21 protein-coding genes and 1 pseudogene are annotated in these 26,952 nt (G+C 69.0%); 9 read left to right on the top strand and 13 right to left on the bottom strand.

What is annotated here, in order from left to right; translation table 11 throughout:
- Nucleotides 1-3 precede the first annotated feature (3 nt).
- Nucleotides 4-1,899 (top strand): dihydroxy-acid dehydratase, encoded by a 1,896-nt coding sequence (ilvD, locus tag BN1056_RS14205; RefSeq protein ID WP_210582302.1) that lies wholly within the window; start codon nt 4-6, stop codon nt 1,897-1,899.
- A 71-nt stretch (nt 1,900-1,970) separates the two neighbouring features.
- Here the strand turns inward: ilvD and BN1056_RS14200 are convergent, their stop codons facing one another.
- From BN1056_RS14200 to ilvA, 3 genes are all read right to left on the bottom strand, one after another.
- On the bottom strand, nt 1,971-2,966 hold the full coding sequence (locus tag BN1056_RS14200) for a hypothetical protein (RefSeq protein ID WP_210582300.1): 996 nt from the start codon (nt 2,964-2,966) through the stop codon (nt 1,971-1,973).
- A gap of 94 nt (nt 2,967-3,060) precedes the next feature.
- A complete protein-coding gene (locus BN1056_RS14195; RefSeq protein WP_210582298.1) occupies nt 3,061-3,756 on the bottom strand; it encodes an ABC transporter ATP-binding protein in 696 nt (231 codons plus the stop codon).
- A gap of 1,082 nt (nt 3,757-4,838) precedes the next feature.
- Nucleotides 4,839-6,413 carry a threonine ammonia-lyase, biosynthetic gene (gene ilvA, locus BN1056_RS14190; protein ID WP_210582295.1) on the bottom strand — a complete coding sequence of 525 codons (1,575 nt, stop codon included), beginning with the start codon at nt 6,411-6,413 and terminating at the stop codon, nt 4,839-4,841.
- 165 nt (nt 6,414-6,578) lie between these two features.
- On the opposite strand from ilvA, the gene BN1056_RS14185 reads away from it, so the two are divergent.
- Entirely contained in the window at nt 6,579-7,136 is a 558-nt protein-coding gene (locus BN1056_RS14185; protein WP_210582293.1) for an NADPH-dependent FMN reductase, read from the top strand.
- Between the two features lie 106 nt (nt 7,137-7,242).
- Here BN1056_RS14185 and BN1056_RS15160 read toward each other — a convergent pair whose 3' ends face one another.
- On the bottom strand, nt 7,243-8,865 hold the full coding sequence (locus tag BN1056_RS15160) for a P-loop domain-containing protein (protein WP_425306135.1): 1,623 nt from the start codon (nt 8,863-8,865) through the stop codon (nt 7,243-7,245).
- 183 nt (nt 8,866-9,048) lie between these two features.
- Nucleotides 9,049-9,903, bottom strand: a pseudogene (locus BN1056_RS15155) (ABC-ATPase domain-containing protein); the annotation flags it as partial.
- Between the two features lie 269 nt (nt 9,904-10,172).
- On the opposite strand from BN1056_RS15155, the gene BN1056_RS14170 reads away from it, so the two are divergent.
- Nucleotides 10,173-10,766, top strand: a complete 594-nt coding sequence (locus BN1056_RS14170) for a LysE/ArgO family amino acid transporter (protein ID WP_244671742.1) — start codon at nt 10,173-10,175, stop codon at nt 10,764-10,766.
- A gap of 125 nt (nt 10,767-10,891) precedes the next feature.
- Here BN1056_RS14170 and msrA read toward each other — a convergent pair whose 3' ends face one another.
- From msrA to trhA, 3 genes are all read right to left on the bottom strand, one after another.
- Nucleotides 10,892-11,635, bottom strand: coding sequence for a peptide-methionine (S)-S-oxide reductase MsrA (gene msrA, locus BN1056_RS14165; RefSeq protein WP_108968364.1), 744 nt, complete (start codon nt 11,633-11,635; stop codon nt 10,892-10,894).
- A gap of 228 nt (nt 11,636-11,863) precedes the next feature.
- Nucleotides 11,864-12,358 (bottom strand): GreA/GreB family elongation factor, encoded by a 495-nt coding sequence (locus tag BN1056_RS14160; RefSeq protein WP_210582291.1) that lies wholly within the window; start codon nt 12,356-12,358, stop codon nt 11,864-11,866.
- A 157-nt stretch (nt 12,359-12,515) separates the two neighbouring features.
- Nucleotides 12,516-13,214 (bottom strand): PAQR family membrane homeostasis protein TrhA, encoded by a 699-nt coding sequence (trhA, locus tag BN1056_RS14155; RefSeq protein ID WP_210582289.1) that lies wholly within the window; start codon nt 13,212-13,214, stop codon nt 12,516-12,518.
- A gap of 177 nt (nt 13,215-13,391) precedes the next feature.
- On the opposite strand from trhA, the gene uppS reads away from it, so the two are divergent.
- Together uppS and phoH2 are read left to right on the top strand one after the other, a co-directional pair.
- Nucleotides 13,392-14,255 carry a polyprenyl diphosphate synthase gene (gene uppS, locus BN1056_RS14150; protein ID WP_210582287.1) on the top strand — a complete coding sequence of 288 codons (864 nt, stop codon included), beginning with the start codon at nt 13,392-13,394 and terminating at the stop codon, nt 14,253-14,255.
- 221 nt (nt 14,256-14,476) lie between these two features.
- Nucleotides 14,477-15,808 carry an RNA 5'-3' helicase PhoH2 gene (gene phoH2, locus BN1056_RS14145; protein ID WP_210582285.1) on the top strand — a complete coding sequence of 444 codons (1,332 nt, stop codon included), beginning with the start codon at nt 14,477-14,479 and terminating at the stop codon, nt 15,806-15,808.
- Between the two features lie 40 nt (nt 15,809-15,848).
- Here the strand turns inward: phoH2 and BN1056_RS14140 are convergent, their stop codons facing one another.
- Nucleotides 15,849-16,805: a carbohydrate kinase family protein gene (locus tag BN1056_RS14140; protein WP_073328381.1), complete on the bottom strand. Its 957-nt coding sequence runs from the start codon at nt 16,803-16,805 to the stop codon at nt 15,849-15,851.
- A gap of 72 nt (nt 16,806-16,877) precedes the next feature.
- Entirely contained in the window at nt 16,878-17,168 is a 291-nt protein-coding gene (locus BN1056_RS14135; protein WP_210582283.1) for an exodeoxyribonuclease VII small subunit, read from the bottom strand.
- A gap of 201 nt (nt 17,169-17,369) precedes the next feature.
- Here BN1056_RS14135 and BN1056_RS14130 point away from each other — a divergent pair, with 201 nt between their 5' ends.
- Nucleotides 17,370-18,395, top strand: coding sequence for a LacI family DNA-binding transcriptional regulator (locus BN1056_RS14130; protein ID WP_210582280.1), 1,026 nt, complete (start codon nt 17,370-17,372; stop codon nt 18,393-18,395).
- Nucleotides 18,396-18,465: 70 nt separating this feature from the next.
- Here the strand turns inward: BN1056_RS14130 and xseA are convergent, their stop codons facing one another.
- Nucleotides 18,466-19,833, bottom strand: a complete 1,368-nt coding sequence (xseA, locus tag BN1056_RS14125) for an exodeoxyribonuclease VII large subunit (protein WP_210582278.1) — start codon at nt 19,831-19,833, stop codon at nt 18,466-18,468.
- Nucleotides 19,834-19,896: 63 nt separating this feature from the next.
- On the opposite strand from xseA, the gene BN1056_RS14120 reads away from it, so the two are divergent.
- A complete protein-coding gene (locus BN1056_RS14120; protein WP_210582276.1) occupies nt 19,897-20,943 on the top strand; it encodes a 4-hydroxy-3-methylbut-2-enyl diphosphate reductase in 1,047 nt (348 codons plus the stop codon).
- A gap of 83 nt (nt 20,944-21,026) precedes the next feature.
- Here BN1056_RS14120 and BN1056_RS14115 read toward each other — a convergent pair whose 3' ends face one another.
- Together BN1056_RS14115 and BN1056_RS14110 are read right to left on the bottom strand one after the other, a co-directional pair.
- Complete coding sequence (locus BN1056_RS14115) at nt 21,027-21,698, bottom strand: hypothetical protein (RefSeq protein ID WP_210582274.1); 672 nt, start codon at nt 21,696-21,698, stop codon at nt 21,027-21,029.
- A gap of 160 nt (nt 21,699-21,858) precedes the next feature.
- Nucleotides 21,859-23,142 (bottom strand): DNA recombination protein RmuC, encoded by a 1,284-nt coding sequence (locus BN1056_RS14110; protein WP_210582272.1) that lies wholly within the window; start codon nt 23,140-23,142, stop codon nt 21,859-21,861.
- Nucleotides 23,143-23,211: 69 nt separating this feature from the next.
- Between BN1056_RS14110 and ychF the strand changes: the two genes are divergently transcribed.
- Nucleotides 23,212-24,315: a redox-regulated ATPase YchF gene (gene ychF, locus BN1056_RS14105; RefSeq protein ID WP_210582270.1), complete on the top strand. Its 1,104-nt coding sequence runs from the start codon at nt 23,212-23,214 to the stop codon at nt 24,313-24,315.
- Nucleotides 24,312-26,921 carry a TrlF family AAA-like ATPase gene (locus BN1056_RS14100; RefSeq protein ID WP_210582268.1) on the top strand — a complete coding sequence of 870 codons (2,610 nt, stop codon included), beginning with the start codon at nt 24,312-24,314 and terminating at the stop codon, nt 26,919-26,921. Before ychF ends, BN1056_RS14100 begins: the two co-directional genes overlap by 4 nt.
- The last annotated feature ends 31 nt before the right edge of the window (nt 26,922-26,952 follow it).

Below are 26,952 nucleotides of genomic sequence, written 5' to 3'. Positions count from 1 at the left end.
CTCATGCCCCGCTATCGCAGTGCTACCTCCACCACCGGCCGCAACATGGCCGGCGCCCGCGCCCTGTGGCGCGCCACCGGCGTGAAGGACTCGGACTTCGGCAAGCCCATCATCGCCATCGCCAACTCCTTCACCGAGTTCGTCCCCGGACACGTGGGCCTGCGGGACGTCGGCCGCGTCGTCGCCGAACAGGTGGAGGCCGCCGGCGGCATCGCCAAGGAGTTCAACACGATCGCCGTCGACGACGGCATCGCCATGGGGCACGACGGCATGCTCTACTCCCTGCCCAGTCGCGAGCTGATCGCCGACTCCGTGGAGTACATGGCGAACGCGCACTGCGCCGACGCCCTGGTGTGCATCTCCAACTGCGACAAGATCACCCCCGGCATGCTCATGGCCTCGCTGCGCCTGAACATCCCCACGATCTTCGTGTCCGGCGGGCCCATGGAGTCCGGGAAGATGGTCGCCGCCGACGGCACCACCCGCAAGCTCGACCTGATCGACGCCATGATGGACGCCGCCGACCCCACCGTCCCCGACGAGACCATTTCCGCCATCGAGCGCCTGGCCTGCCCCACCTGCGGCTCCTGCTCGGGCATGTTCACCGCCAACTCCATGAACTGCCTGACCGAGGCCCTGGGCATGGCGCTGCCCACCAACGGCTCGCTCGTCGCCACCCACGCGGACCGCAAGGCCCTGTTCCAGGAGGCCGGCCGCCGGATCGTGGAGATCGCCAAGGCCTACTACGAGGACGACGACGCCTCCGTCCTGCCGCGGTCGATCGCCACTAAGCCCGCCTTCGAGAACGCCATGAGCCTGGACATCGCCATGGGCGGGTCGACCAACACGGTGCTGCACTTGCTAGCCGCCGCCCAGGAGGCGGAGGTCGACTTCAAGATGGCCGACATCGACCGCCTCTCCCGCAAGGTGCCCCACCTGTGCAAGGTGGCCCCCTCGACCAACCTCGTGCACGTGGAGGACGTCCACCGCGCCGGCGGCATCATGGGCATCCTCGGAGAACTCGACCGCGGTGGTCTGCTCGACACCACTACCCGCACCGTGCTGCGCGGCACCCTGGCCGACGAACTCGACCAGTACGACATCGGCCGCCCCGGCGAGGACGGCGTGCGCGACCCGCAGGCGAGCCGTGTCGACGAGGCGATCCGCACCCGCTACCTGGCCGCCCCCGCGGGCGTGCGCACCACCCAGATGTTCTCCCAGAACTCCCGGTGGGAGGCCCTGGACGTGGACCGGGAGAATGGCGCCATCCGCGACATCGCCCACGCCTACTCCGCAGACGGCGGCCTGGCCGTCCTGTTCGGAAACGTCGCGGAGAAGGGCTGCATCGTCAAGACCGCCGGGGTGGATGCCTCGATCCTGACCTTCTCCGGCCCCGCCGTCGTCTTCGAGTCCCAGGAGGAGGCCGTGGACGGCATCCTCGGCGGCAAGGTGAAGGCCGGGGACGTCGTCATCATCTCCCACGAGGGGCCCCGCGGCGGCCCGGGCATGCAGGAGATGCTCTACCCGACCACCTACATAAAGTCCATGCACCTGGGCAAGGAATGCGCGCTGCTTACCGACGGCCGCTTCTCCGGAGGCACTTCCGGGCTGTCCATCGGGCACGTCTCCCCGGAGGCCGCCGCGGGCGGGCTCATCGGACTGGTACGCACCGGCGACCGCATCGTCATCGACATCCCGAACCGCTCCATCGAGTTGGATGTGGACGAGGCGGAGATCGCCCGGCGTCGCGCCGAGGAGGAGGCTCGCGGGGAGGACGCGTGGACGCCGCACAACCCGCGTCCCCGGCACGTGTCCAAGGCTCTGCGCGCCTACGCCATGCTGGCCACCAGCGCCGACCTCGGCGCGGTGCGCGACCTTAGCCGGATCCGCGTTCGCTGACGCCTGGCGCATTCGGAACTGGCGCAGCTGAGCGGGCGTGCGCGTCCCGCCGTCGTCGGGGCCGCACCCGCTCAGCGTGTGAGCGCCCAGCATGCGGTGGAGAGTATGCAGGCGACGAGTGCGGGAACGTACTTGCGCGGGTGGCGGATTACTTCGCGTTCGGACTTCCAATCGAGCAGCGGCCAGCGCCATTCCATGACTGCAGCGGCCAGGGCCGCGGATGAAGCCGCGGTGACCACGAAGACGACGTCGTTGCCGAAGTGCGCGAGGGTTGGCTCGGGAGCGAAGACGGCGACGGCTCCGCATATCAGGTACAGGGCCGCGAGTTGGAGGGCGTAAACGCATAGCGTGCGCCACGTGCGTGGGCAGGTCTTGACCACGAGCCAGGTGCTCGGATGCCGGGAGAAGTAGGCGTTGAGCGGGGTGTTTTGCACCACCATGACGGCCCCGAGCGGCAGCGCGGCACCGTGGTTGTGGAGCATTGCGTTGAACAGCCAGCCGAAGGCAACCAGCGCGGCGGTGTTGATCTGCGTCATCCGGGAGCTCGCCAGCTCACCGAGTACGAGGCTGGAGACGCGCAGTCCGGCTCCTCGCCTTCGTGCGGCGTCATCAACCACCTCGAAGCCGAGGAGGAAACAGACGGTGCCCTCGACGGCGAGCATCACGGCCGCTATGAGCGGATTGAGGACAACGCCAAGGACGATCCCGGCCGCCAATGCGATGAGCGCTCCCAGGCGATGGCGGCGCGTGGGGCCGCTCCAGAGCAGGAGGACCGGGGGCGCCATTCCGAGGGCGAGCAGAGTCACCGTGATGGCATCGGTCCACGTGACGTTTTGAGCCGTGGAGATGAACGCGATCACGGGTAGAACGACTTCAAGGAACACCACCAGCGAACCGACGAGGTAGGCGGCGCGAGCCAGGTCCTTGGCGGCGATCGGGAAACGTGTCAGGCCCGGCCACCGCTCGCTGTGGACCCAGGTCCAGGCGATTGATGACATGGCTGCCGCCGTGGCCAGGAAGACCCCGGCGGAGGCGACCCGCAGGTTGACCACGACGCCCAGGTGCATGCCAACCCACGCCGCGACCGCCGTCAGGATCAGGCTGGACCATATGGTCCGTTTGCTGAGGAACTCGCCCGCCACGGCTCGAGCTGCCAGAGCGCTAGTTGATGAGGGCTGCGACAGCATCGGAATCACCAGGAGTGTCGAAGGGGCCGCTGAGCCGGCCCGCGGAGAGTACGTAGAGCCTAGTGGTGCACCGGGTGAAGGACTCGGCGATGTGGGAGCTCAGTAGTACCGCCTGCCCACGTTCGGCGGCAGCGACTATGCAGTGGTAGAGATATTCCGTTGCCGCGAAGTCGAGGAAGTCCACCGGCTCGTCGAGGAATAAGATGTCGGCCGGCGTTTGGAAGGCGGCGATGAGCGCTGCCTTCTTTCGGGTGCCGCTGGACAGCTGCCCGAATGGGGTTGACCGATAGTCGCCGAAGTTGAAGCCGTCGATGAGTTCGTCGAGCAGCTGCGGGCGTTCTCGCCGCCCATAGGCGCGGTCCAGGAAACGAATGAAGGTGTCCAAGGACCAGGTGGGGAACGACGTGTCGTTGGTTAAGGCGAAATAGCGCTGCTGTTTGAATGCGGGCGTATCCGGCCTGCATGCGCGTCCGTGGTACCGCATGGACCGGAACTCGTAACCCCGGTGCGCGTCGCAGAGCGCCTTGAGCATGGTGGTTTTTCCGGCGCCGTTGACGCCCAGTAACCCCACCGCCTCGCCCGCATCGAGTGTCAGCGAGACATCGGTCAGGACGGGGTCGGAGCGGTTGTACCAGGAGCGCAGCCCAACAACCTCGAAGACGTGTTCCATGATTCTCTCCTCGATCGGGGTGAGGTGAAAAGCAGGGGAAACGGATGATCTGCGTGCGGCTCAGGCCTTCGGTGATCCGGAGCGCCCTAGGAATGCGGCGGCGACGAACAGCACCCCTAAAACAAGGCTCGCGATGGCTTCGAGGGTATTGCCGATCGTGAATGCTCGTACCGCCACCGCCAGTGCTAGCAGGCCAATTACCAAACGCAGTGTGCGTCGCGAGCGAGTGGCGGGTTCAGGGGGCATTGTTGATCGCGCCTTTCGTATTGAGGATGCCGCTCGTCGTAAATATATCAGATGTGTAATGAAGGTGCAAGGTGTGCTATTGAATTGCTCTTAATGTGGCGATGTTTATGGGTCTTCGTGTTTGAGGGTGCGGCGGGTCGAAAGGACAATGCGGAGGCTGTCCTCGGGTGTGGGAGGGCGGCGTTCGGGCATGAGGAGGCCGTTGCGGGGCCGGCCAGAACACGCCGCCAGTCACAACCCTAAACAGGCTCTTCCGGTTTGCGGGTGTGGGTTCCGGCCGGGTCTGTGGTGTGGGGGTGGTGGTTGGTGCGGTGCGGTCGTGCTCGGGTCGGCGGAGTCGTCGTCGGGCCGCCGAGGATGCTCTCCCGGGAGGCGTCCTAGAGGGCCGGGCCGTGTCCTTGAACAACCCCACCAGGCCATCCAGACCGGCTCCTCGTGCTTGTGGATGTGGCGGCCGACGTGTCGCCGGGTGAGGAAACCGGTGACCCTGCCGGTTCACCAGGCCGGACTTGTCTGCCGGCGACCCCGGCGTCTGGGAGCGGGGGTCATCTGCTACGCCACTTCCCGGTCTCCAACGCCACTTCGGGGTTAATAACGCCTGTTAACGGTTTACTGAAGGGCTCCGAGGTATACAGCAGAGCGTTAAGTAGCGTTGTTAACGCCCAACCGGCGTAGCAGAGCCCCCAGTCCACTTACACGCCCGGCTCAGGCTCCCGACCGGCCCGTGGACACCACACCCACAAACCGGAAGAGCTCCTAAACGCGAAGAGACCGTTGAGGGTGCAACCGACCTCGGTGTGTAAGATCTACCGACCTCGGTGAAGGGGGCGGCGGGGTCAGCGGGCAAGGAAGAAACGGGCGGAGGGGTCGTCCGTCTCCTCCTGGTAGGCGTAACCGAGCCGATCCATGTGCTCGGTCAGCTCGGCGTCGTCCGGGCCGGCCTCGAAGGCCGTCAGGATGCGCCCGTAGTCGGCGCCGTCGGTGCGGTAGTGGAACAGGGTGATGTTCCAGCGGGTCCCCAGGATCTCCAGGAACCGGGTCAGCGCCCCGGGAGACTCCGGGAACTCGAAGCTGAACAGCCGCTCCACCAGGCCCTCCGGGGCCCGCCCGCCGATCATGGAGCGCACATGCACCTTGGCGAGTTCGTCCTCGGTCAGGTCCACCACGCCGTAGCCGGCGGCCTCCAGGTCGGCGACGATCTCGCGGCGCTCGTCGCGTCCGCGAGTGAGCCGCACGCCCACAAAGATTCGGGCCGGTGCGCCCGCGGGGGCGGAGGCCGAGACCCGGTAGTTGAACTCGGTGACCGCGCGGCCGCCCAACACGGAGGCGAAGCGCAGGAACTCGCCCTGCACCTCGGGGATGGTCACGCCCAGGATGGCCTCGCGCTGCTCGCCGATCTCGGCGCGTTCGGAGATGTAGCGCAGTTGGTGGAAGTTCAGATTCGCGCCCGACAACACGCAGGCCAGTCGCTCGCCGGAGAGGTCGTGCGCGGCGACGTACTGCTTCAGCCCCGCCAGGGCGACGGCGCCGCTCGGCTCGGGCACGGCGCGCAGGTCCTCGAACAGGTCGCGCACGGCGGCGGAGACCTCGTCGGAGGAGACGGTGACGACGTCGTCGAGCAGCTGCGCACACAGGCGGAAGGTCTCATCTCCGATGCGGCGCACCGCCACCCCCTCGGCGAACAGGCCGACGTGCTCCAGCGTGACCGGCTCCCCGGCGGCCAGTGCGGCATTCAGGCAGGCGGACTCCTCGTGCTCGACGCCGATGACCTGTACCTGCGGCATGAGCTGCTTGATCAGCACGGCGATGCCGGAGACCAGGCCACCACCGCCCACGGGCACGAACACGCGGTCTAGATTGGCGTCCTGCTGGATCATCTCCAATCCGATGGTGCCCTGGCCGGCGATGACGCGGGGATCGTCGAAGGGGGCGATGTAGGTCAGCCCCTCGGCCTCGGCCAGGCGCAGCGCCTCGGCCTTGGCGGCGTCGAAGTTGTCCCCGCTCAGCAGCACCTCGCCCCCCAGGGTGCGCACGGCGTCGACCTTGATGCGGGGGGTGACGGTGGGCATGACGATCAGTGCGCGCACCCCCAGCAGGGAGGCGGAGCGGGCGACGCCCTGGGCGTGGTTGCCGGCGGAGGCGGTGACCACGCCGCGCTCGCGCTCGGCGTCGGACAGTGAGCGCATGGCGTTGTAGGCGCCGCGGATCTTGAAGGAGTGAACGGACTGCAGGTCCTCGCGCTTGGTCTCAACCGTGTTGCCCAGGCGGGTCGACAGCGCGGGCATCGGCTGTAGGGGGGTGTGCTCGGCGGCCTCATAGACGGGGACGCGCAGAATCTCCCGCAGGTAGCGGGCACCGTCCCAATGGGAGTCGGGGTCGGCGTGGTTTCCGTTGCTTCCGGCATCGCTCACGCTCTCAGCCTAACTGGGGGCGTGCCTTGGAAACACACGGCCTTCTAGAAGCATGAGCGATGAGTATGAGCAAGGTCATTGGATGAGCTGTATGTCGGCGGGGACCTTTGGCCTAGAGTCCGGTCTGCTTGATTTGCTTTCAACCGTGCTTTCAAGGAGTACAACATGACCAAGATCGCCGTGATCACCGGCTCCGTTCGCCCCAACTCCGTGGGCGGGCCCGTCGCCCAGTGGGTTGCCGAGAAGGCCAACACCGTTGCGGGCGTGCAGGCCGAGGTCCTCGAGCTCGCCGCCTTCAACCTGCCGGTCTTCGCCGAGGAGCTTCCCCCGATGGCCGCCCCCGCCAAGGACCCTGCCGCGGTGAAGTGGAACGAGACCCTGGCGGCATACGACGCCTACGTCTTCGTCACCCCGGAGTACAACCACTCCGTCCCGGGCGCGCTGAAGAACGCGATCGACTTCGTCACCCCGTCCGTGCTGGCCAACAAGGCCGTCGGCCTGGTCGGCTACTCCTTCTCCGCCGGCCACCGGCCGATCGAGGCCCTGCGCCTGATTCTGTCGAACTTCACCACCGGCGTGGTGGGGCCGCAGGTCAACCTGCACCTGGCCACCGACTTCGAGAACATGTCCAGCTTCGCCCCGGCCGCCTTCCACGACGCCGAGGTCCCCGCAATGGTCGAGGCGATCGTCGCCCAGGACCAGGCGCTGGCCGCGCTGCGCTGAATCCGTCTCGCGCTGCCCATACACGCGGGAGCCCGTCACCTCGCAAGGTGGCGGGCTCCCCGTCCATTTGGGCCTTGAGCGGCGCTCAGCTGCCTGTGTGGGCTCCTCAGGCCAGCTTGAGCTTGCGGTAGCGGTTCACCGCGGCCGCCACGTCCACCATGCGCGGGCGCACCAGGAAGGCCGGGCGACGATCCAACGCGTCCAGGCCCTCATCGTCCAGCAGCGCATCCAGGTCCTCCAGACACTGGGCAAGCGTCGACTCCCCGTCGAAGCGCTGCTCCAGCAGTGCGCGCAGGGCGTAGGCCACGGCCTCCGCCTGTCCGGACTCGACCACGCCGGCCACGTCGGAGATGTCGATGTCTTCCCGGTCCAGGGTGAGCGAGTCCGTACCGCGGGCGCGCGTGCGCACCGGGCCGCGCTGGGTGCGCTGCGAGGGCAGCGGCACGCGCGGGGTCTGCATGGGGAAGTCCGCGAGCGCCGTGGCCTCCCGCGGCTGCGCCGCAGCGACCTCGGCGGCCCGCTCGGTGGCGTCGTGCAGCACGTAGGAGTCCAGCAGCAGCACTCGGTCGGCCACATCCAGGTAGTCCCCGGAGCCGCCCATCACCAGCACGGTGGACACGCCCGCCTCGGCCAGCGCGCCCACCCGGTCCACGAACGGGGTGATCGGCTCCTGGTCGTCGGCCACCAGCGTGCGCATGCGCGCATCGCGGATCAGGAGGTTGGTGGCGGAGGTGTCCTCATCCAGCAGCAGCGCCGAGGCGCCCGCCTCGATCGACTCCACGATGGAGGCCGCCTGCGAGGTGGAACCGGAGGCATTGGTGGTGGTGAAGGAGGCGGTGTCCCTCCCGCCGGGCAGGTGGGAGATGAACGGGGTCAGGTCCACGCCCGTGACCGCCCGGCCATCCGCGGCGCGTACCTTGACGGCGTCCGGGACCGTGGCGACCAGCTCGCGGCCGTCGCCCGGCACGTGCGGGTAGACGCCGCGCTCGATCGCACTCAGCAGCGTGGACTTGCCGTGGTAGCCGCCGCCGACGATGAGCGTCACTCCGGAGCCGACGGCGGTGCCGCGCACCTCGCCGGCGTGCGGCAGGGTGACGGTGGCGGCCAGCGAGTCCGGGGCGGTCAGCGCGACGGCGCCCTCCTCCATGGGGGCATCGCTGACGCCGGAGCGGCGGGGCAGGATCGACCCGTCGGCGAGGAAGGAGACCCAGCCGTTGTCGAGCACCGCCCGCGTCAGCGCCCGGTGGTCCTCCAGGGCGGCGACGTGCGCCAGCAGGCGCTCGGCACGCTCGCCGGTCAGGTCCAGGGCCGCGTTGACCTCGCGGGTCAGGTCCAGGTTGAAGATATTCGCGGCCTCGCGGCCGCGGATGGAGCGGCCACGGGCCGGCAGCGCCACCCGGGCGCGGATCTCAATGATGAAGTCGGGGCCGGAGGCGGCAGCCGGGGCGGGCGCCTCCTCTGCTTCAGCTCCTGCGACCTCGGCAGTGTCCTCGGCGTCCTCGACGGCGTCCGGGGCCTGTGGAGCGGAGGCGGCGGAGGCCGGCTCGGTGAACTCGATCTGCGCCGACGGCGCCGCAATCGTGGTGTCGACGGGCTCGGTGGAGCCGATGGCAGCGGCGAAGTCATCCGCGGCGGGCATGTCCTCTTCGGCAGCGCCCTCAGCGGCGTCATCGTCGGCGGCGGCATCATCCTCGGCGGCGGTCGCGCGGGGGCTGCTCGCCTCCTCCACTGCAACGGACTCGTCCGCGTCTTCGGCGTCCGTCTCGGTCAGCACCGTGAACAGGTCCACGACCTCGTCGGCCGGCTTTGCGGGGCCGCGCGATTCCTCCGCGTCCGCTGCGGACGCCGCGGCGGAGGCATCGGCGTCGGTCTGTGCCTCGGGATCGGCCTCGGCCGGGGCGGAGACGATGACGGAGCAGCGCTCGAGAATCTCCTGGCCGGGGCCGGCGATCGAGAGGTTGGTGCCGCGGAAACCGCGGTGCAGTTCCCGGGTGAGGAAGTCGCCCACCGCGACGCGCCGGTCGTGGGTGGACAGCAGGTCCTCCTCGTGAAGCAGCTTCAGACCCGGCAGGTCGGCAGGAACCTGAATGCGGATGCGGGTGGGCGGGGCGTAGGGGTCGGGCTGGACGTAGTCGACGTGCAGGACCCAGCCCTCGGGGGCGCGGTAGTGGCCGACCGTGTCGCGGTAGGCGGAATAGGAGCGGCCGTCGAGTACGTGCAGGTAATCCACCAGGTCGCTGAGCGTGCCCTTGCGCGGGCCCTTTTCGTGGCGGCGGCCCTCGCGCCGGTAGTCGCGGTCCCGATCTCCCCGGTCGTAACCGCGCCCGCCGCGGTCATACCCCCGGCTGTCTCGGTCGTATCCGCGTCCGCCCCGGTCGTAGCTCCGGCTCTGGTCGTAACCGCGTCCGCCGCGGTCGTCGCGCTGGTAGTCGCGTCCGCGCCGGTCGCCATAGCCGCGGTTGTCGCGATAATCCCGGTCCTCTCGGTGGTTGCGGTAGCCCCGGCCGTCGCGGTCGTATCCGCGCCCGCCCCGGTCGTATCCCCGGCCGTCGCGGTCGCGGTTATAGCCCCGGTCGTCGCGCCGGTCGCCATAGCCGCGATCCCGGCCGTAGCCGCGCTCGCCGTCGCCCCGGTAGTTGCTGCGGTAGCCACGGTCGTAGCCGCCGGAGCCGCGGTAGTCCCCGCGGTCGCGCCGGTCGTATCGGTCGCGACGGTTGCCGCGGTCGCCATAGCCGCGGTCGTCTGTGAAGTCACTGCGCTCACTCATGCCCTGATATTGGCACATTTCCGGTGCGATCCCTGCGGTGCGGTCCGCCGACGGCGAGTTGCACCCGGCACCGCGTGGGCTCCGCCACCGAGGCGGACGGCGGGCCGGGCTTACGGCAGCCCGGCCGTTGCCCGTACGGTCGGGTCGTGATCACTTCCATGAGCCTGCTGGATTGCGCGGCCTTGATCCCTGCGCCCTGGAATCCGACGTCCACTGCCCTGACGGCGGCACCGGTCTTCGGAACGGTGTCGGCCGCACACAACGCAGGCTTGGCACCGGCCATTACCGGCTTCGCCACCGGCCTGGGGCTGATCGTGGCGATCGGCGCACAGAACGCGTGGGTACTGCGCCAGGGCGTACGCCGCGAACATGTCGGGCTGGTGATCGCCATCTGCGCGCTCAGCGACTTGGCGCTCATCGCCATCGGCACCGGCGGGATCGGCGTGGTGGCGCGCCTGGCCCCCTGGGCCCTGGAGGTGCTGCGCTGGGGCGGCGTGCTCTACCTGATCGGCTTCGCGATCTCCAGCTTCCGGTCGGCCATGCGTCCCGGTGCGCTTGAGCAGGAGCAGGCGCGTCCGGCGTCGTCGGTGGCGCTGACGACGCTCGCGCTCACCTGGCTGAACCCGCACGTCTATCTCGACACCGTGCTGATGCTCGGCACGGTCACCAACGGCTTCGGGGCGGCCCGGTGGGTGGCCGCCGCCGGCGCCGGTACGGCGTCGATCCTGTGGTTCACGGCGCTGGGCCTGGGGGCGCGGGCGCTGTCCGGGCCGCTGTCCAGCCCACGCACCTGGCGCGTGCTGGATGTACTGGTCGGCCTGGTCATGCTGGGGGTGGCCGTCAACCTGGCGCTGGGTGCCTGAAGGCGGCGGCCTTCCTCGCCGCCGCCGGCGCCGGTAGGGCGCCGGGTGGGAACGTAACGGGCCGGGTAGAGACGCTGAACGCCTCTGCCCGGCCCGAACGCGTTGCCGCGGCGTGCTCGGTGTGCTTACACCGCCTCGGGCGGCAGCACGTCCGTCTGGGCGGGCACGTTCGCGATCCCGATCGGGCAGGTGATCCCGTTGGGGCCGTGGTTGCAGTAGCCGTCGGGGTTCTTATCCAGGTAGCCCTGGTGGTAGTCCTCCGCCAGGTAGAAGGGGCCGCCGAAGTCGGCGTACAGCTCGGTGGCCGGCGCGATCGTGGTCACGCAGGTGCCGCGGCCCAGCCGCGTCAGCTCCCCCTGGAAGGCGGTGCGGATCGCCAGGGCGGCGTTGGCCTGCGCCGACGTGGTGGTCCACACCGCCGAGCGGTACTGGGTGCCGACGTCGTTGCCGTGCCGGTTCAGCTGGGTGGAGTCGTGGTTCTCCCAGAAGGTGCGCAGCAGGCTCTCCCCGCCCTGCCCGCACACGTCCGGGTCATAAGCCACGCGCACCGTCTCGGCGTGACCGGTGGCGCCGGTGCACACCTCCCGGTAGGTGGCGTTCGGGGTGGTGCCGCCCATGTAGCCCACGGCGGTGGCCACGACGCCGGGCTGGCGCCACAGGAAGCGCTCCACACCCCAGAAACAGCCGCCCGCCAGGTAGAGCACCTGAGTGCCCTCGGGCCAGGGGCCGTCCAGGGGAGTGCCCAGGACGACGTGGTCACCCGGGTTGGGCAGGAGCGTGGTCTCCCGGCCGGGAATCTGAGGGTTGCGGGCCGGGCGGGGGCGCGCCGTCGGCGCGGCGGCAGGAGCGGGCTGTGTAGCTGCTGTCATGGGGGTGACCGTACTCGGGGCGGCCGAGCGCGTTAAGTGTGAACCATGGGAGTACGCCGGAGGCGTATGCGCGGGCACCCCCGCGGCACCCCGGTCGAAAACGCCCCGTTCGCGCCGACCCGGGAATGCGGCGCGAGGCGTGGAGTACGAGTGGGAACAGGAGAGGAACGAGCGCGCCCCGTGCCCGCCGCATGGGCGGGCACGGGGCGCGTTGGTCGTTGGTGCGGTCTACAGCGCCTTGACGTCGATGATCTCGGCGGTTATCTCCTTGCCGGTGGGCGCGTTGTAGGTGACGGTCTCGCCGGCGCGGTGCCCCATGAGGGCGCGGCCGAGCGGGGCATCGGGGGAGAAGACCTTGACGCCCTCGGGGACGTCCGCGGTGATCTCCTGCCCGCCCAGGGCGAAGGATTGCTCGCGGCCGGCGACCTTCGCCGTGACGACGGTGCCCGCGGTGACGGAGCCGTCGAAGCTGGCGGCGCCCACCTGCGCGTGCTCCAGCATCTCGGTGAGCGTGACAATGCGGGCCTCGTTGAGCGAGGCCTCCTCGCGGGCCGCGTGATAGCCGGCGTTCTCCCGCAGGTCCCCCTCCTGGCGGGCGGCCTCCACGCGCTGGGCGATCGCCTTGCGCTCAACGTTCTTGCGGCGCTCGAGTTCCTCGGTGAGTCGGTCGAACGCCTCCTGGGTGAGCCAGGTGCCCTGCTGTTCGGTGGTCTCTTCGGCCATGGTTCCTCCTTGCGAACGGGCGGCAGAAATCCTCAGGTGCTGTCCGGATATAAACCGCGAGTCTATACGCTCCCGCCGTCCCGTGGGTCGGCGACGGCGGTGTGCGTGGCCATGTCAGCCAGATGTCTGCGGTGGGCGTGGCGCGGTTCGCGGCCTCTCAGCCCAGCACCGCCAGATAACAGGCCACGCAGTGGCAGGCCCACGCGGCCACCGTGCACGTATGGAAGATCTCATGGAAGCCGAACCAGCGGGGGAACGGGTCGGGGCGCTTGCGCGCGTAGATGACACCGCCCACCGTATAGACGACGCCGCCGGCCACCAGCAGCCAGAAGACCGCCGGGCCGCCGGTGACCCAGAATTGGGGCAGGAACCACAGCGCCACCCAGCCGAGCAGGATGTAGAACAGGGTCGACAGCCAGCGCGGCGCCGTCGGCCACAGCAGCGTGGTGAGGATGCCGAGTACGGCCCCGCCCCACACGATCCCCAGCACCAGACGGGCCGTGCCGGCGTCTAGCAGCGCCACCGACAGGGGTGTGTAGGTGCCGGCGATCAGCAGGTAGATGTTGGCATGGTCAAAGCGCTGCAGCACCGTGGACACGGCGCTGGGGAAGTGGCCGTTGGAGATGTGGTAGACGCCCGAATTGGCGAACAGCAGCAGCGAGCAGGCCAGGTAGGCGGCACACGCCCACTTCAACCCCGCACCCGGCGCCAGTACCGTCAGCACGATGCAGGCGGCCAGCGCCAGGGGAGCGGTGCAGGCGTGGATCCACCCGCGCAACTTGGGTTTGACGGCGCGGGCGAGGTCGTTGGCGGCGCTGATTGCGGCCGCGCCGCGCGACCGGGCGGAAGTACGCATCGACGGTTCTCCTCACGTGGACGTCCCAGCAACCTACGCTACCGTAACTTACGCTTCCGTAGGTTTGTGGGGAAGGTGGGCTAGGGCTCACTCGCGGTACCCTCGGAGCTGGGCGCGCCCACCGACCCTGGTGCGGTGGCGTCATAGCGGACCGGCGCGCACAGAAAGAGACGAGCCATGGCGGGCGACAACCTCCTGTACGACCTCTACGAGCGCCGCCTGGTCGCCCAGGTCAAACCCGACCGCGTGCCCGAGCATGTGGGCGTCATCCTCGACGGCAACCGCCGTTGGGCGCGGGCCATGGGTATCGGCACCGCCCAGGGGCACAAGCGTGGCGCCGACAAGATCGAGGAGTTCCTGGGCTGGGCGGAGGATGCCGGAGTCGGTGTGGTCACCCTGTGGCTGCTGAGCACCGACAACCTCTCCCGCGACCCCGCCGAGCTCTCACCACTGCTGGACATCATCGCCCACGCCGTCGACGAGTTGGCCGCCGCCGGCCGCTGGCGGCTGCGTCTGGTGGGGAATGTGGACCTGTTGCCCGCGCCCGTGGCGGACCGGCTGCGCGCCGCCGTCGCGTCCACCGCCGGGCGCGACGACGACGGCCTCGACGACGCTGGGAGCGTCGGGCCCGGATCCGCCGCCGGCGGCGCCTCGGCGTCTGCGGCGGGGAATGCCGGCGGGCCGGGCGTGGATGGGCGTATGCAGGTCAACGTCGCCGTCGGCTACGGCGGGCGCCAAGAGATTGCCGACGCCGTGCGCTCCCTGCTGCGTGAGCGCGCCGCCGCCGGCGCCACGCTGGAGCAGGTCGCCGACTCCCTGTCCGAGGAGGACATCACCGCCCACCTGTACACCAAGGGGCAGCCCGACCCCGAGCTGGTCATCCGCACGTCGGGGGAGCAGCGCCTGTCCGGCTTCCTGCTGTGGCAGTCGGTTCACTCCGAGTACTACTTCTGCGAGGTGTACTGGCCGGACTTCCGCCGCATCGACTTCCTGCGGGCGCTGCGCGACTACGGGCGACGCGAGCGCCGATTGGGCAAGTAGCCGAGGTTTGTTCGGGCGCCGGCCCCCGCGGTCGGCGGTGGCTCCGTGGCTGGCCGTCGGCGGGTGGGTACGTGGCTGTAGACGTACGCGGACGGCGGTCCGGCCACCACGCCTCGTTGTGCTCAGCGTTCCGGCAGCGACAGCGGGTATGGTGAGCGGTATCACAGACGGGCCGGGTCCGGACGTCGGGTACAGCCCGCCGAGCACAGACGGAGACAGCCATGCGAACCTACGTCCTGGACACCTCGGTCCTACTGTCAGACCCCCGCGCCGTGTTGCGCTTCGACGAGCACGCCGTCGTGCTGCCGGTCGTGGTGGTCACCGAGTTGGAGGGCAAGCGTCACCACCCCGAGCTGGGCTACTTCGCCCGCTCCGCACTGCGGCTGCTCGACGGCCTGCGCGAGCAGCACGGCCGGCTCGACCGCCCCATCCCCGTGGGCGACCGCGGCGGCACGGTGCGGGTCGAACTCAACGGCGCCGACGACCACGTGCTGCCCGCCGCCATGCGCCTGGGCGACAACGACTCCCGCATCCTGTCCGTGGCCGTCACCCTTGCCCGCCGCGCCCGGCAGGGAGGGGACGACGGCGAGGTCGTCGTCGTGTCCAAGGACCTGCCCATGCGTATCAAGGCCGCGGCCGTCGGGCTGACCGCGGAGGAGTACCGGGCCGAGCTCGCCAGCGAGGACATCTACTCCGGCATGACCGCTGTAACCGTCACCGCGGAGGAGATCTCCCGCCTGTGGGACGACGGTGTCCTGGACCTGTCCGGGCTGACGGACGAGGAGGCCGCCGACGACCTGGCGGCTCAACCCACCCACACCGGCGTGGTGGTGACCTCCCCACGCGGATCGGCGCTGGCCACCGTGATCGGCGGGACCCTGCACCTGGTCGACCCCTCCCGTGAGGTGTTCGGCGTGCGCGGGCGCAGCGCCGAGCAGCGCATCGCCATCGACCACCTGCTCAACCCCGACATCGGCATCGTCTCACTGGGCGGCCGTGCGGGCACCGGCAAGTCCGCCCTGGCGCTGAGCGCCGGCCTGGACGCCGTCGTCAACCGGCACGAGCACCGCAAGGTGATGGTGTTCCGGCCCCTGTACGCGGTGGGCGGGCAGACCCTCGGCTACCTGCCCGGCGACTCGGCTGAGAAGATGTCCCCCTGGGGGGACGCGGTGTTTGACACCCTCAGCTCGGTGGTGCCCACGGACCGGATCGACCGGATCGTCGCCGCCGGGCAGCTGGAGGTGCTGCCACTGACGCACGTGCGCGGACGCTCCCTGCACGACGCCTTCGTGATCGTGGACGAGGCCCAGTCGCTGGAGCGCAATGTGCTGCTGACGGTGCTGTCCCGGATCGGCCAGAACTCCAAGGTGGTGCTCACCCACGACGTCGCCCAGCGGGACAACCTGCGGGTGGGCCGCTGGGACGGCGTGGTCAGCGTGGTCGAGTCCCTGAAGGACCGGGACCTGTTCGCGCACATCGACCTGGTGCGCACCGAGCGCAGCGAGATCGCCGAGCTGGTCACGCGCATGCTCGACGAGATCCCGCTGTACTGAGCGCCGAACCTGCCCGCCACTGCGGAGGGGCCGGGCGGGGTCAGGCGGTGTGGCCCTCCAGCTCGGCGCGGGTGGGCGGGTTGGCGCCGGCGCGGGAGACGGTGATGTCCGCGATGGCGGCCGCATGCCGCAGCACGCGCTCGAGCGCCGCGGCGTCGATGTTGCGCAGCGCCTCACGCTGCTCGGCGCCCACCAGGCCCTCTGCCCAGATGCCGTCCTCGAGCCCGCCCATGAAGGAGTCGCCCGCGCCGACGGTGTCGGAGACCACCACGGTGGGGTCGGCGGGCACCTCCATGCGCAGCCCGGAGGCGGTCACCGCCAGCGAACCCTGCTTGCCGCGGGTGACGACGACGACGGCCGCGCCCAGCTTCAGCCAGTCGCGCGCCACGGCCTCGACGTCCGCGTCCTCACCGTAGAACCAGGCAATGTCCTCATCGGAGCACTTGACCACGTCGGCCAGGGCGATCAGCCGCTCGACCTGCGCGCGTGCCTGCTCGGGCGTGCCCATCAGCTGCGGGCGGGCGTTGGGGTCGTAGCAGATCGTGGAGGTGGCCCGGTAGTCGGACAGCACCTGTTCGACCGTGCGTGCGCCGGGCTGGAGGACCGCCCCGATGGAGCCGGTGTGCACCAGCAGTGGCGCGGGGGCGCCCTCAGTGCGCTGCGGGTAGGGCGGATTCCAGTCCAGGTCGAACACGTAGGTGGCGGCCCGGTCGGCGCCGATGGTGGCCTGTGCCGTCGAGGTGCGCTCGGCGCCGTCGGACCCCGGTGTCAGCCGCACTCCGGAGGCCTCCAGGTGCGCCTTCACCGCCAGGCCGCGCGGGTCGGTGCCGATCCAGCAGTCCAGCTCGGCGTCGCGGCCCAGGCGACTGAGTCCCAGGGCGACGTTGGCGGGGGAGCCGCCGGGAATGTCTTGGGCGGGCTCGCCGGGGTGGATGACGACGTCGACGAGCGCCTCGCCGATGACGAGAGCGGCGCCTGCGGGGCCGGGTGCGGACATGTTGGGCTCCTCATGGTTGATGGGCGGTGGCGAGGGCGGACGGTGACAAGTGAATACGGGGCGGAAGGGCGCTCAGAAGGGTGTGGAATTGGCGTCGGGGACGGCGGATTCGGTGGACTCGCTGCCATTGCCGGCGACGGCGGCCAGGCGGGCGCGCGCGTCGTCGAGCCAGGACTGGCAGCGGGCGGCCAGGGCCTCGCCGCGCTCCCACAGCTTCAGGGCCTCCTCCAGGGGAACCTGACCGGCCTCCAGGCGCTGGACGACGCCGACCAGCTGCTCGCGGGCCTGCTCGTAGGGCAGGGAGGCGACGTCGGCGTTGGCGTCTGCGGGGCCGATCGACTCAGCGGGGGAGGGTGCGCTCATGGCACCGATTGTTGCACGCGGGCGGCGGATGTGCGCCAGTTAACGCTCGGGCACGGTGAATCCGGATCGAGACTCCGCGCGAACCGGCAAGCAACTGCACGCCTGGTACGCCGATGGCCTTGATGGCCCGCGCCTGCATCGCGGCGGACCACATGGGGGATACTTACCGCCTGCCCGAGTGTTTGCAGGAGGGAGTGGCCGATGAGCCCTGGTCGCAAGGCTGACCGGGTCACCATCAAGGATGTGGCCCGGGAGGCCGGCGTATCCGTCACGACGGTCTCGCACGCCTTGAACAACCCGGAGGGATCGCGCGTCTCGGAGGAGACCCGCACCCACGTCAAGTCCGTGGCGGCGGCTCTCGGCTACCGCGCCAACCCCTCCGCCCGCGCCCTGCGCACTCGACGCACGGACACGATCGCCTTGGTCGGGCGCCAACTGGCCACCACCGAACACCTGGGCCGCATGGTGCTGGGAGCCCAGGACGCCGTGCGCGCCCACGGCGGGCTGCTCATCGTCGCCGACACGGCAGACGACGAGGACGGTGTGATCGCCACCCTCATGGATCATCAAGTCGACGGCGTCATCCTCGGTGCCCTCTACCACCAGGAGGTGACGGTGCCATCCGCTTTGGCGGGCGTGCCCACGGTGGTGGTCAACGCCTTCACCACCGACGCCCGGTACTCCTGGGTGGTGCCGGATGAAGTGGCCGGCGGACGCGCCGGCGCCGAGACGCTGTTAGCGTCCGGGCACCGCCGCGTGGCCATGATCAACAACCAGGATGACATCCCCGCGGCTCACGGGCGCGCACAGGGATTCGTCGCCCGCTGCCGCGCTAGTGGCATCGAGCCCGTCGTCGCCGCCTGCATGCCGACCGGTCGCGCCGCTCACGACGCCGCCATCCGGCTGCTTGACGCGCCACCGGCACAGCGCCCCACCGGAGTGTTCTGCTTCGCCGACGCCATGGCCATGGGCGTGTACGCGGCCGCCGCCGAGTTGGGACTGCGTATACCGCAGGACCTGTCGGTGGTCGGATTCGACGACATGGTGCTGATAAACGAGTCGCTGTCCCCGCCGTTGACCTCCATCGCCCTCCCGCACGCGGAGATGGCGGCGTGGGCGGTGGAGCGGCTGTATGGGCTGCTGGACAACCCGGATGCGCAGCCGCAGAACCTGCGAATCGTCGGGCGCGTGGTTGAGCGGGAGTCGGTGACGCGGCCGGGAAGCTGAACCTGGCACTCGGCAGGGTCGGGCTCGGCGCAGGTGGGTGTAGTCCGACCCGGCGCGGGGCGGCGTTTCGTTATTCGGGTGCGTTGGAGGCGGGCTTGGTGGTGCCCACAACCTGCGCCACCAGGCGGCCCGAGGCCAGCACACCCTCGATCAGATCGCCCTTCTTCAACTGCTGGGCGGAGGTGATGATGCCGCCGCCCGGGCTGCGCAGGATCGCGTAGCCCCGGTCGAGCACACCCTGGGGGGACAGGGCCCGCAGGCGGGCGTGATCGGCGCGCAGATCGGCGTCGGCCAGGGACAACGTGGCGGACAGCGCGCGGCGCATGCGCTCGCGGGCCTGCTCCAGCTCGGCAACCCGGTCGCGCACGATGAGTGTCGGATCGGCCATCACCGGCCGGGCCAGCACCTGGTCCAGGCCGCGCTGCTCGGCGTCCAGGCGGGAGCGCAGCACCGTGCGCATGCGCTCACGGGCCTGGTCCAAGCCCATGGTCTCCTCGGCCAGATCCGGCACAATGCGACGGGCCGCATCCGTGGGGGTGGATGCCCGGTAGTCGGCGACAAGGTCCAGCAGCGGGCAGTCGGTCTCGTGCCCGATCGCGGAGACGATCGGGGTGCGGGCGGCGGCCGCGGCCCGCACTAGCCCCTCGTCGGAGAATGGCAGCAGGTCCTCTACGGCCCCACCCCCGCGCGCCACTACGATCACGTCCACGCTCGGGTCGGCGTCGAGCTCCCGGATGGCGGCGGTGACCTCCCGCACCGCCTGCGCCCCCTGCACGGCGACCTCACGGATCTCGAAGGGCAGGCCGGGCCAGCGCAGGCGGGCGTTGACGACGACGTCGTCCTTGGCCTTGGCGTTGCGGCCGCAAACCAGTCCGACCTTGCGGGGCAGGAAGGGCAGTGGGTGCTTGCGCTCGGCGTCGAACAGGCCCTCGGCCGCCAGGATCCGGCGCAGCTGCTCGATGCGGGCAAGCAGGTCGCCGATACCGACCGGGCGGATGTCGTCGGCGCGCAACTCCAGGCTGCCGCGCTTGGTCCAGAAGCGCGGCTTGGCGTGGACGACGACGCGGGCCCCCTCGGTCACCTGCACGCCGGTGGCCCGCTCGATGGCGGTCAGCTCCCGGGTGAACACGGACACGGACATGGACATGTCGGCGTCGGCGTCGCGCAGGGTCAGGTACTGCATGCCCGAGCCGGGGCGCCGGTTGAACTGGACGATCTGCCCCTCCACCCACACGAAGGTCATCTTGTTGACGTACTCGTCGATCTTGGTGGACAGCAGCCGCAACGGCCAGGGGTTCTCCGGGGTGGTCTCACGCGCCAGACGAGCCAGGGGTCGGCTCGTGCCGGGACCAGCGGGCTGGGCGGCGGGCGGGTTCAGGGGCGCCTGCGCGGGCGGCGAAGGTGTGCGGCGGGGCGAGGAGTCGGTCACGTGCTCCACTGTGCCACGTTAAACGCCGCCGGGGCGTGTCCGTCCGACCGGGTGGTGTGGCACAGTGGGAGCGTGACGATTGCTCAAGCTGCTGCGGGTGCGCCGGATACCGCCGGCAGGCCCGGAAAGCGCATCCTGCTGGCCTCCCCGCGCGGCTACTGCGCCGGCGTGGATCGCGCCGTCGACGCCGTGGAACAGGCCCTGGCCCTCTATGGGGCGCCGATATACGTGCGCAAGGAGATCGTGCACAACAAGTACGTGGTGGAGGCGCTCTCGAAGCGGGGCGCGGTGTTCGTCTCGGAGACCGATCAGGTGCCCGAGGGGGCGCGCGTGGTCTTCTCCGCCCACGGCGTGTCCCCGGCCGTGCACGCGCAGGCGGCCGCCCGCCACCTGCAGACGATCGACGCGACCTGCCCGCTGGTGACGAAGGTACACAAGCAGGCGATTCGTTTCGCCAAGGACGACTACGACATCATCCTGGTCGGTCACTCGGGCCACGAGGAGGTCGAGGGGACCCAGGGGGAGGCGCCCGACCACATTCAGGTGGTCAACGGTCCCGACGAGGTCGACTCGGTGCAGGTGCGCGACCCGAGCAAGGTGGTGTGGATCAGCCAGACCACCCTGTCCGTGGACGAGACCATGGAGACGGTGCGGCGCCTGCGGGAGCGTTTCCCGGGCCTGAGCGACCCGCCCGGTGACGACATCTGCTACGCCACTCAGAACCGGCAGGGGGCCGTTAAGAGCATCGCCTCGCAGGTGGACGTGATGATTGTGGTCGGCTCCGGCAACTCCTCCAACTCCGTGCGGCTGAAGGAGGTCGCCCTGGAGGCCGGCGCGCCCGCCGCCCACCGGGTCGACTACGCCCGCGAGTTGGATCCCTCCTGGTTCGACGGCGCGAACACCGTGGGCTTGACCTCCGGGGCCTCGGTGCCGGAGATACTGGTGCGCGAGGTGATCGAGCGACTGGGGGAACTGGGATTCACCGACGTTGAGCAGGTGCGTACCGCGACGGAGAAGATTGCCTTCTCCCTGCCGAAGAACCTGCGCGCCGACCTCAAGGCCGCCGCTGGCGGCCGCGCCCCGGAGCGCGACCGCCCGGCGCACGACCACACCCGCTGAGCTGTCGGCCGCGCACCGGTTGGTGCGCGGCCGACAGCTCGCTGTCTGATAGGCGGATCGGGACTCGCGGCAGGGCGCGAGGCTCAGCCGATTATGCCTGCCAGGGTATCGGCGTCGGCCACGACCCGATCGAAGGGGACTACCCACACCGGACCGCTCGGGGCGTCAACCTGCACCACCAGGTGCTCGGCCTGAAGACAGTCCAGGCGCGAGGCGGTGTCGTCCCCCTGGGTCTGCCATGAGGGTTCCTCGCTGGGAATGACGTAGCCGCCCAGTGCCGGATTCGCCCAGCGCAGCAGGAGTACGCGGGCGCCGGCGCGGGCCGGGACCTCGGGGTTGGTGGCCAGCGAGGAGGCCACTCCCTTTGCCGAGCCGATGCCCACGGCTTCTGCGAGTGCGCCGTAGGTGGTGCAGATCGGGGGGCGGTGGGCGACCAGGATGGACATGGCCCGCGAGATGCGCTCGCGGGCGGAGGAGTCCGCCGCGGCATCGGCGATGGCGCGTACGCGCGCCCCGGTCAGGTGGGCTGTCTCGGCCAACTCGGTGGAACTCAGGCCATTGGCGAGTCCGCGCAGGATGAGGCTGTCGCGCTCGTCGCGCAGCGTGCTGAGCTGGTCCTGCAGCTCCTGCTGCTTGGAGGCGAGGGTGTCCAGGTGGTCGAGTACCTCATCCGCGCTCGCACCGTGTGCGGAGGCGGCCTCGCCGTGAGTGGCGTTGACGCTGGATGGGGGGCTGCTGGTGGTTGGGGCTGCCATGTAGGAAGAACCTCCACAAGGTAGATTCAAAGATCACCAGGTACGCTAGGGGGCGCACCTGGAAGGTTGCTGTGAGATATTGTGTGCAACTAGTTTATGCGAATGAAAGCGCATATGTAACCCCATCGTTGCGAATCGTTGGTGCTGCGGACTCCTGCTGCTACTCGGACGCCGCCGCCAACTCGGCGCTGGCGAAGCGCCGAACCTGCGCGTTATCCGGGGAAACCTGCCGTGGCGTGGTCAGGTCGTCGCCGAGGGTCTCGAAGGAGCGGGCCGTGACCAGTAGTCGCGACTCCATGGACCCGACCGCCTGGTTGTACGCGGTCACGGAGCGCGTCAGGGCGGAGCCCAGGGTGTCGAGGTGTCTGGCGACCGTGCCGAGGCGCTCGTAAAGTGTGCGGCCCAGCTCTACCAGTTCGCGTGCGTCGTCGTTCACGGCGGTGCGCGCCCATGCGATCGCGCAGGTCCGCAGTAGCGCCAGCAGTGAAGCGGGCGTGGTCAGGGCGACCCCGTGGTCGAGTGCATGCTCCATGAGCGTGGGATCTGCCTCCAGCGCCGCAGCCAGGATCGGCTCGGCCGGCACGAACAGCACCACCAGTTCCGGGGAGTCCTGGAGCGTGCGCGCATAGTGACGCTCGGCCAGGGCGTCGACGTGAGCACGCAGCGCCTTGGCGTGCTCTGCCAGCAGCCGGGCCCGGCGCTCCTGCGTGGCGGTTCCGCAGTGGGCGCCGTCGGTAGTGGGGCCACCGGGCGCGGCGGCACCGTCGGCAGTGGCGCCGTCGGGATCTGCTCCGACGGCGCAGGCCTTCAGGTAGGAGTCCAACGGCACCTTGGCGTCCAGCGCCAGGAATCCGTTGCCGGGCAGGTGCACGACGACGTCGGGACGCGCCTTGCCGCTTGCGCCCCCGCTGCCGCCGGCGCCGCTGCGGCGACCGACCACGGAGGCCACCGAGCGCTGCTCGGAGAAGTCGATATGCCGCATCATCCCGGAGGCTTCGAGCACGCGGGCGAGCTCGACCTCACCCCACAGCCCACGCGAGGAGCGCGAGCGCAGGGCGCCCTCGAGCGCCGTCGTCGTGCGCCGCAGCTCGCGATCGGACTCGGCCCCCGCGCGCAGCTGTTCGGTAAGCGTGGCGTGCTCGGCAGCGCGCTGCTGCTCCATCCGCTCGACCCGGGCGCCGACCTGCTCCAACTGGGAGCGGACCGGCGCGAGGGCGCGCAGCACGGAGCCGTCGCGCTCGGCGCGTTCCTCGGCCGCGACGGTGCGGGCGGTCAACTCCTCGGCGCGAGCCCGCCACTGGGCCGCCTCGGCGCGCAGGGCGGCGGCCTCGTCGCGACCGCCGGCACGGGCGGTAGCCGAGCGGGCCACCGCCAGGGCGTAACCGGCCACCGCCCCGACGAGCAGGCCGATGAGCAGGAGCAGGATGGGAAGCGCTGTGGACATGGGGCCACCATGACACGGGGCGCCGACATGAATTCCGGGCGCTTAGCGGCGGGCCGCTACACTCGCCCCGTGGCACTCACTATCGGAATTGTTGGACTGCCCAACGTCGGCAAGTCGACCCTGTTCAACGCCCTGACCCGGGCGACCGTTCTCGCGGCGAACTACCCCTTCGCCACGATCGAGCCGAACGTCGGTGTGGTGCCCCTGCCGGATGCGCGGCTGGACGCGCTGGCCAAGATGTTCCACTCCCAGAAGATCGTGCCCGCCACCGTCTCCTTCGTCGACATCGCCGGGATCGTGCGCGGCGCCAGCGAGGGGGAGGGACTGGGCAATCAGTTCCTCGCCAACATCCGTGAGGCCGACGCCATCTGCATCGTCACCCGCGCCTTCGACGACCCCGACGTGGTCCACGTCGCCGGGAAGGTGGAGCCCGCCTCGGACATTGAGACCATCACCACCGAGCTGATCCTGGCCGACATCCAGACCATGGAGAAGACGATCCCGCGCCTGGAGAAGGAGGTGCGCGGCAAGAAGACCGACGCCGCCGTGCTGGAGGTGGCGCGGGCCGCGCTGAAGGTGCTGGAGGCGGGCGAGCTGCTGTCGGCCGCCGCGGCGGGCAAGGCGCTGGATGAGGAGATCCTGCGCGAGTTCCAGCTGATGACCACCAAGCCCTTCATCTACGTGTTCAACCTGGACGACGCCGGCATGCACGACGCCGCCCGGCAGCAGGAGCTCGGTGCCCTGGTGGCCCCGGCGGAGGCCGTGTTCCTGGATGCCCAGTTCGAGGCCGAGCTGGTGGAGCTGGAGCCCGACGAAGCCGCCGAGATGCTGCACGAGAACGGCCAGGACGAGTCCGGTCTGGACAAGCTGGCGCGGGTCGGCTTCGACACGCTCGGTCTGCAGACCTTCCTGACGGCGGGGGAGAAGGAGTCTCGCGCCTGGACCATCCACAAGGGCTGGACCGCCCCGCAGGCCGCGGGCGTGATCCACACCGACTTCGAGAAGGGCTTCATCAAGGCGGAGATCGTCTCCTACGACGACCTCATGGAGTACGGCTCGATGGCCGAGGTCCGCGCCCACGGCAAGGTCCGCATGGAGGGCAAGGACTACGTCATGGCCGACGGCGACGTGGTCGAGTTCCGTACAGGACTTACGTCTGGAGGTAAGAGATGATCAACACCGACGCGGGGGCGCACTGGATCCGGGCTGCGTTGCAGGTCAACCCCTTCACCTACGAGGGGCGCAACGCGCCGAAGGCGTTCTTCAGCGATGAGGCCGCCTACAACTTCGCGCTCTTAGACGCGTGCCAGAAGATGGGCATCAGCATGATCGCTGTGACTGACCACTGGCGCGTCGACTCGGCAGCAGGCCTTATCGCTGCCGCTGAGTCCCGTGGAATCGTCGCATTTCCAGGGTTCGAGGCGAACTCGTCGGAGGGGATCCACATCCTGGTCATCTTTGAGTCTGGGACTCCCATTGCGACGATCAATGCTGCCATCGGTCGGTGCGGAGCCACCCCCGGGTGCGACAATGGGACTACTGGCGAACCCTACGCGAAGATCATGGAGCAGATGACCGCTGCTGGAGCGTTGCCTGTTCCCGCCCACGTGAATGTGAAGCCTGCCGGGCTGTTGACGACACGCTCGGGCCAGCCGCTTGCGACGATGATTCTCCACGAGGATCTTCATGCCATTGGCGTGTCGCCAAATGCCGAACCAGCCAAGGATCAGGAGTCGGTTGTCAACGGGAGCGGGATCTTCGAGCGTGTTCACCCTCTGGCAGTGATCCACGCCGACGACGTTATGGGTCCTCGTCAGATGTGTCAGCCCGGTGCAAGCACATGGTTCAAGGTCAGCTCGCGCTCGCTTGAGAGCTTGAAACTTGCAGTGAGGACACCAGAGACGAGAGTGTCCCTTAATGACCCGCAGTCGAAGCCGAGGCCCCGCATCAAGAGTGTGTCTTGGACCGGGGGATACCTCGACGGGGTAACCGTGCCGATCTCATCTGACCTGACAGCGCTCATCGGTGGAAGGGGCGCTGGAAAGTCGACCGTGATCGAGAGTATCCGCTATGCGCTCGACATCCAGCCGATTTCGGCTCAGATGGCCAAAGACCACAAGGCGATTGTGGACCAGGTGCTGAATGTGGGCACGATCGTACGGGTTGTGGTTGAGAGCGTTTCTCCCATTATCCAGACCTACACCATTCAGCGCGAGGTGCCACATCCCCCCATTGTGTTCGACTCTGCGGGCGTCCGAACCAAGCTCACTCCCGAAGATGCAGTTGGGCCTGTCGAGGTATTCGGTCAGCACGAGCTTGCGGAGCTTTCCGGTGACTCGGACAGCATCGCCGAACTCATCAGGCGCTTTGACGGCTCTGAAGGCGAAGATCCAGCACTGGTGGATGTCCGCGAGCGGCTACGGGTGAATCGGGAAGACTTGAGGCGAGAAGAGGAACGCAGGACTCAGCTCGAAGAGGAGCAAGCGCAGGCTGACCGACTTGAAGAGAAGCTCGATCGGTATAAGGACACCGACGTGCCCGGCAAGCTTCGGGGGCACGAGCGGCTCGTCCAGGATGAAGCTGTATTCGAGGAAGGATCGTCGCGGGTAGGTGCGGCAAGGACCACACTGGACCAGTTTCGACAGTCAGCATCTCTGACGAATCTCGCTGCGACGATCGACGATATTGATGGTTCGCCGCAGATGGAGCGGCTGTCTCGTGTGACGGCGGCGCTAGATGGACTGCGTCAAGTGCTGGAGGGGCTTGGCGAGCAGGCAGCCAAAGCGATCGAGGTGGCGAAGAGTGAGATCAGTGCGGCACAGGCTGATTGGACAGACGCCACCAGCGGTGAGAGGGAAGGTTACGGAGAGGTACTCAGAGAGCTCGCCGAAGAGGGGCTCGACCCCGGTACGTACATCGCTGCCAAGAAGAGGCTGGCATCGATTAATGCCGCAGAACCGCGCCTGAATGCAAACGCCAAGGCGATTAAGGAATTGCTCAAAGCGCGCAGTGGCATGCTTGACGAACTCCGTGCCCATGAGACGGCCGCGACCGAGCGCCTGCATAAAGCGATCAGGTCAGCGAACGAGTCGACTGATGGAGTTGTGGTGGTTAGGCCTATACCGGCCACGGACCGCTCCAATGTAATCAACGCGATCAAAGAGAAGGTCACTGGTCAAAGGACTAAGATCCTCGCTGCCGTGAATGATCAAGCGTTCTCTCCGCAGCGGCTTGCGCAGGCGATAAGGGCTGGCAATGGAGCACTCGCCGAGTTGGGGATTACCGGATCACAGGCATCGAATCTGATCCAAGCAGGTGAGGAATTGGCACGCGAACTGGAGGAGCTGACTGTAGGCCTCGCAGTCGAAGTGCTTCTCAAGCTTGACGGAGCGCAGGGTCTTCGGAGTTTAGGGCAACTTTCCAAGGGGCAGCGGGCCACGGCTCTACTACTCCTGCTGCTTGAAGCCTCGGATGCACCACTGATCATCGACCAGCCGGAAGACGACCTTGACAACAGCTTCATCTACAGCGGAGTGGTCCGACATCTACGAGAGCTGAAGGGTAAGCGGCAGATCATCGCTAGCACCCATAATGCAAATGTGCCGGTGCTTGGCGATGCTGAGCTGATTGTGGCTCTCGAGAGCGATGGGAACCGCGGACGACCGACTGAGGCTGGAGTTGGCTCTCTCGATGACCGTGCTGTGCGTGCCCTAGTGGAGGACATCCTCGAGGGTGGCCCTGCTGCCTTTGATGCCCGTCAGCATCTCTACGGGTTCTGATTCGAGCCTCGGCTCCTTCTAGGGGCAGGCA

Origin of the sequence: Actinomyces succiniciruminis (genome assembly GCF_900002405.1) — a bacterium.
GTDB classification, from domain to species: Bacteria; Actinomycetota; Actinomycetes; order Actinomycetales; family Actinomycetaceae; genus Actinomyces; species Actinomyces succiniciruminis.
This window is presented reverse-complemented; position numbering and strand designations above follow the sequence as displayed.

Bases quoted from the DNA above. Each gene is read 5' to 3' on its own strand.
- BN1056_RS14185 (WP_210582293.1), top strand. From the start codon at position 6,579: ATGACCAAGATCGCCGTGATCACCGGCTCCGTTCGCCCCAACTCCGTG.
- trhA (WP_210582289.1), bottom strand. From the start codon at position 13,214: ATGCGTACTTCCGCCCGGTCGCGCGGCGCGGCCGCAATCAGCGCCGCC.
- ilvD (WP_210582302.1), top strand. From the start codon at position 4: ATGCCCCGCTATCGCAGTGCTACCTCCACCACCGGCCGCAACATGGCC.
- phoH2 (WP_210582285.1), top strand. From the start codon at position 14,477: ATGCGAACCTACGTCCTGGACACCTCGGTCCTACTGTCAGACCCCCGC.
- uppS (WP_210582287.1), top strand. From the start codon at position 13,392: ATGGCGGGCGACAACCTCCTGTACGACCTCTACGAGCGCCGCCTGGTC.
- BN1056_RS14195 (WP_210582298.1), bottom strand. From the start codon at position 3,756: ATGGAACACGTCTTCGAGGTTGTTGGGCTGCGCTCCTGGTACAACCGC.
- BN1056_RS14135 (WP_210582283.1), bottom strand. From the start codon at position 17,168: ATGAGCGCACCCTCCCCCGCTGAGTCGATCGGCCCCGCAGACGCCAAC.
- BN1056_RS14160 (WP_210582291.1), bottom strand. From the start codon at position 12,358: ATGGCCGAAGAGACCACCGAACAGCAGGGCACCTGGCTCACCCAGGAG.
- BN1056_RS14200 (WP_210582300.1), bottom strand. From the start codon at position 2,966: ATGCACCTGGGCGTCGTGGTCAACCTGCGGGTCGCCTCCGCCGGGGTC.
- BN1056_RS14115 (WP_210582274.1), bottom strand. From the start codon at position 21,698: ATGGCAGCCCCAACCACCAGCAGCCCCCCATCCAGCGTCAACGCCACT.
- BN1056_RS14110 (WP_210582272.1), bottom strand. From the start codon at position 23,142: ATGTCCACAGCGCTTCCCATCCTGCTCCTGCTCATCGGCCTGCTCGTC.
- BN1056_RS14100 (WP_210582268.1), top strand. From the start codon at position 24,312: ATGATCAACACCGACGCGGGGGCGCACTGGATCCGGGCTGCGTTGCAG.
- BN1056_RS14130 (WP_210582280.1), top strand. From the start codon at position 17,370: ATGAGCCCTGGTCGCAAGGCTGACCGGGTCACCATCAAGGATGTGGCC.
- msrA (WP_108968364.1), bottom strand. From the start codon at position 11,635: ATGACAGCAGCTACACAGCCCGCTCCTGCCGCCGCGCCGACGGCGCGC.
- BN1056_RS14140 (WP_073328381.1), bottom strand. From the start codon at position 16,805: ATGTCCGCACCCGGCCCCGCAGGCGCCGCTCTCGTCATCGGCGAGGCG.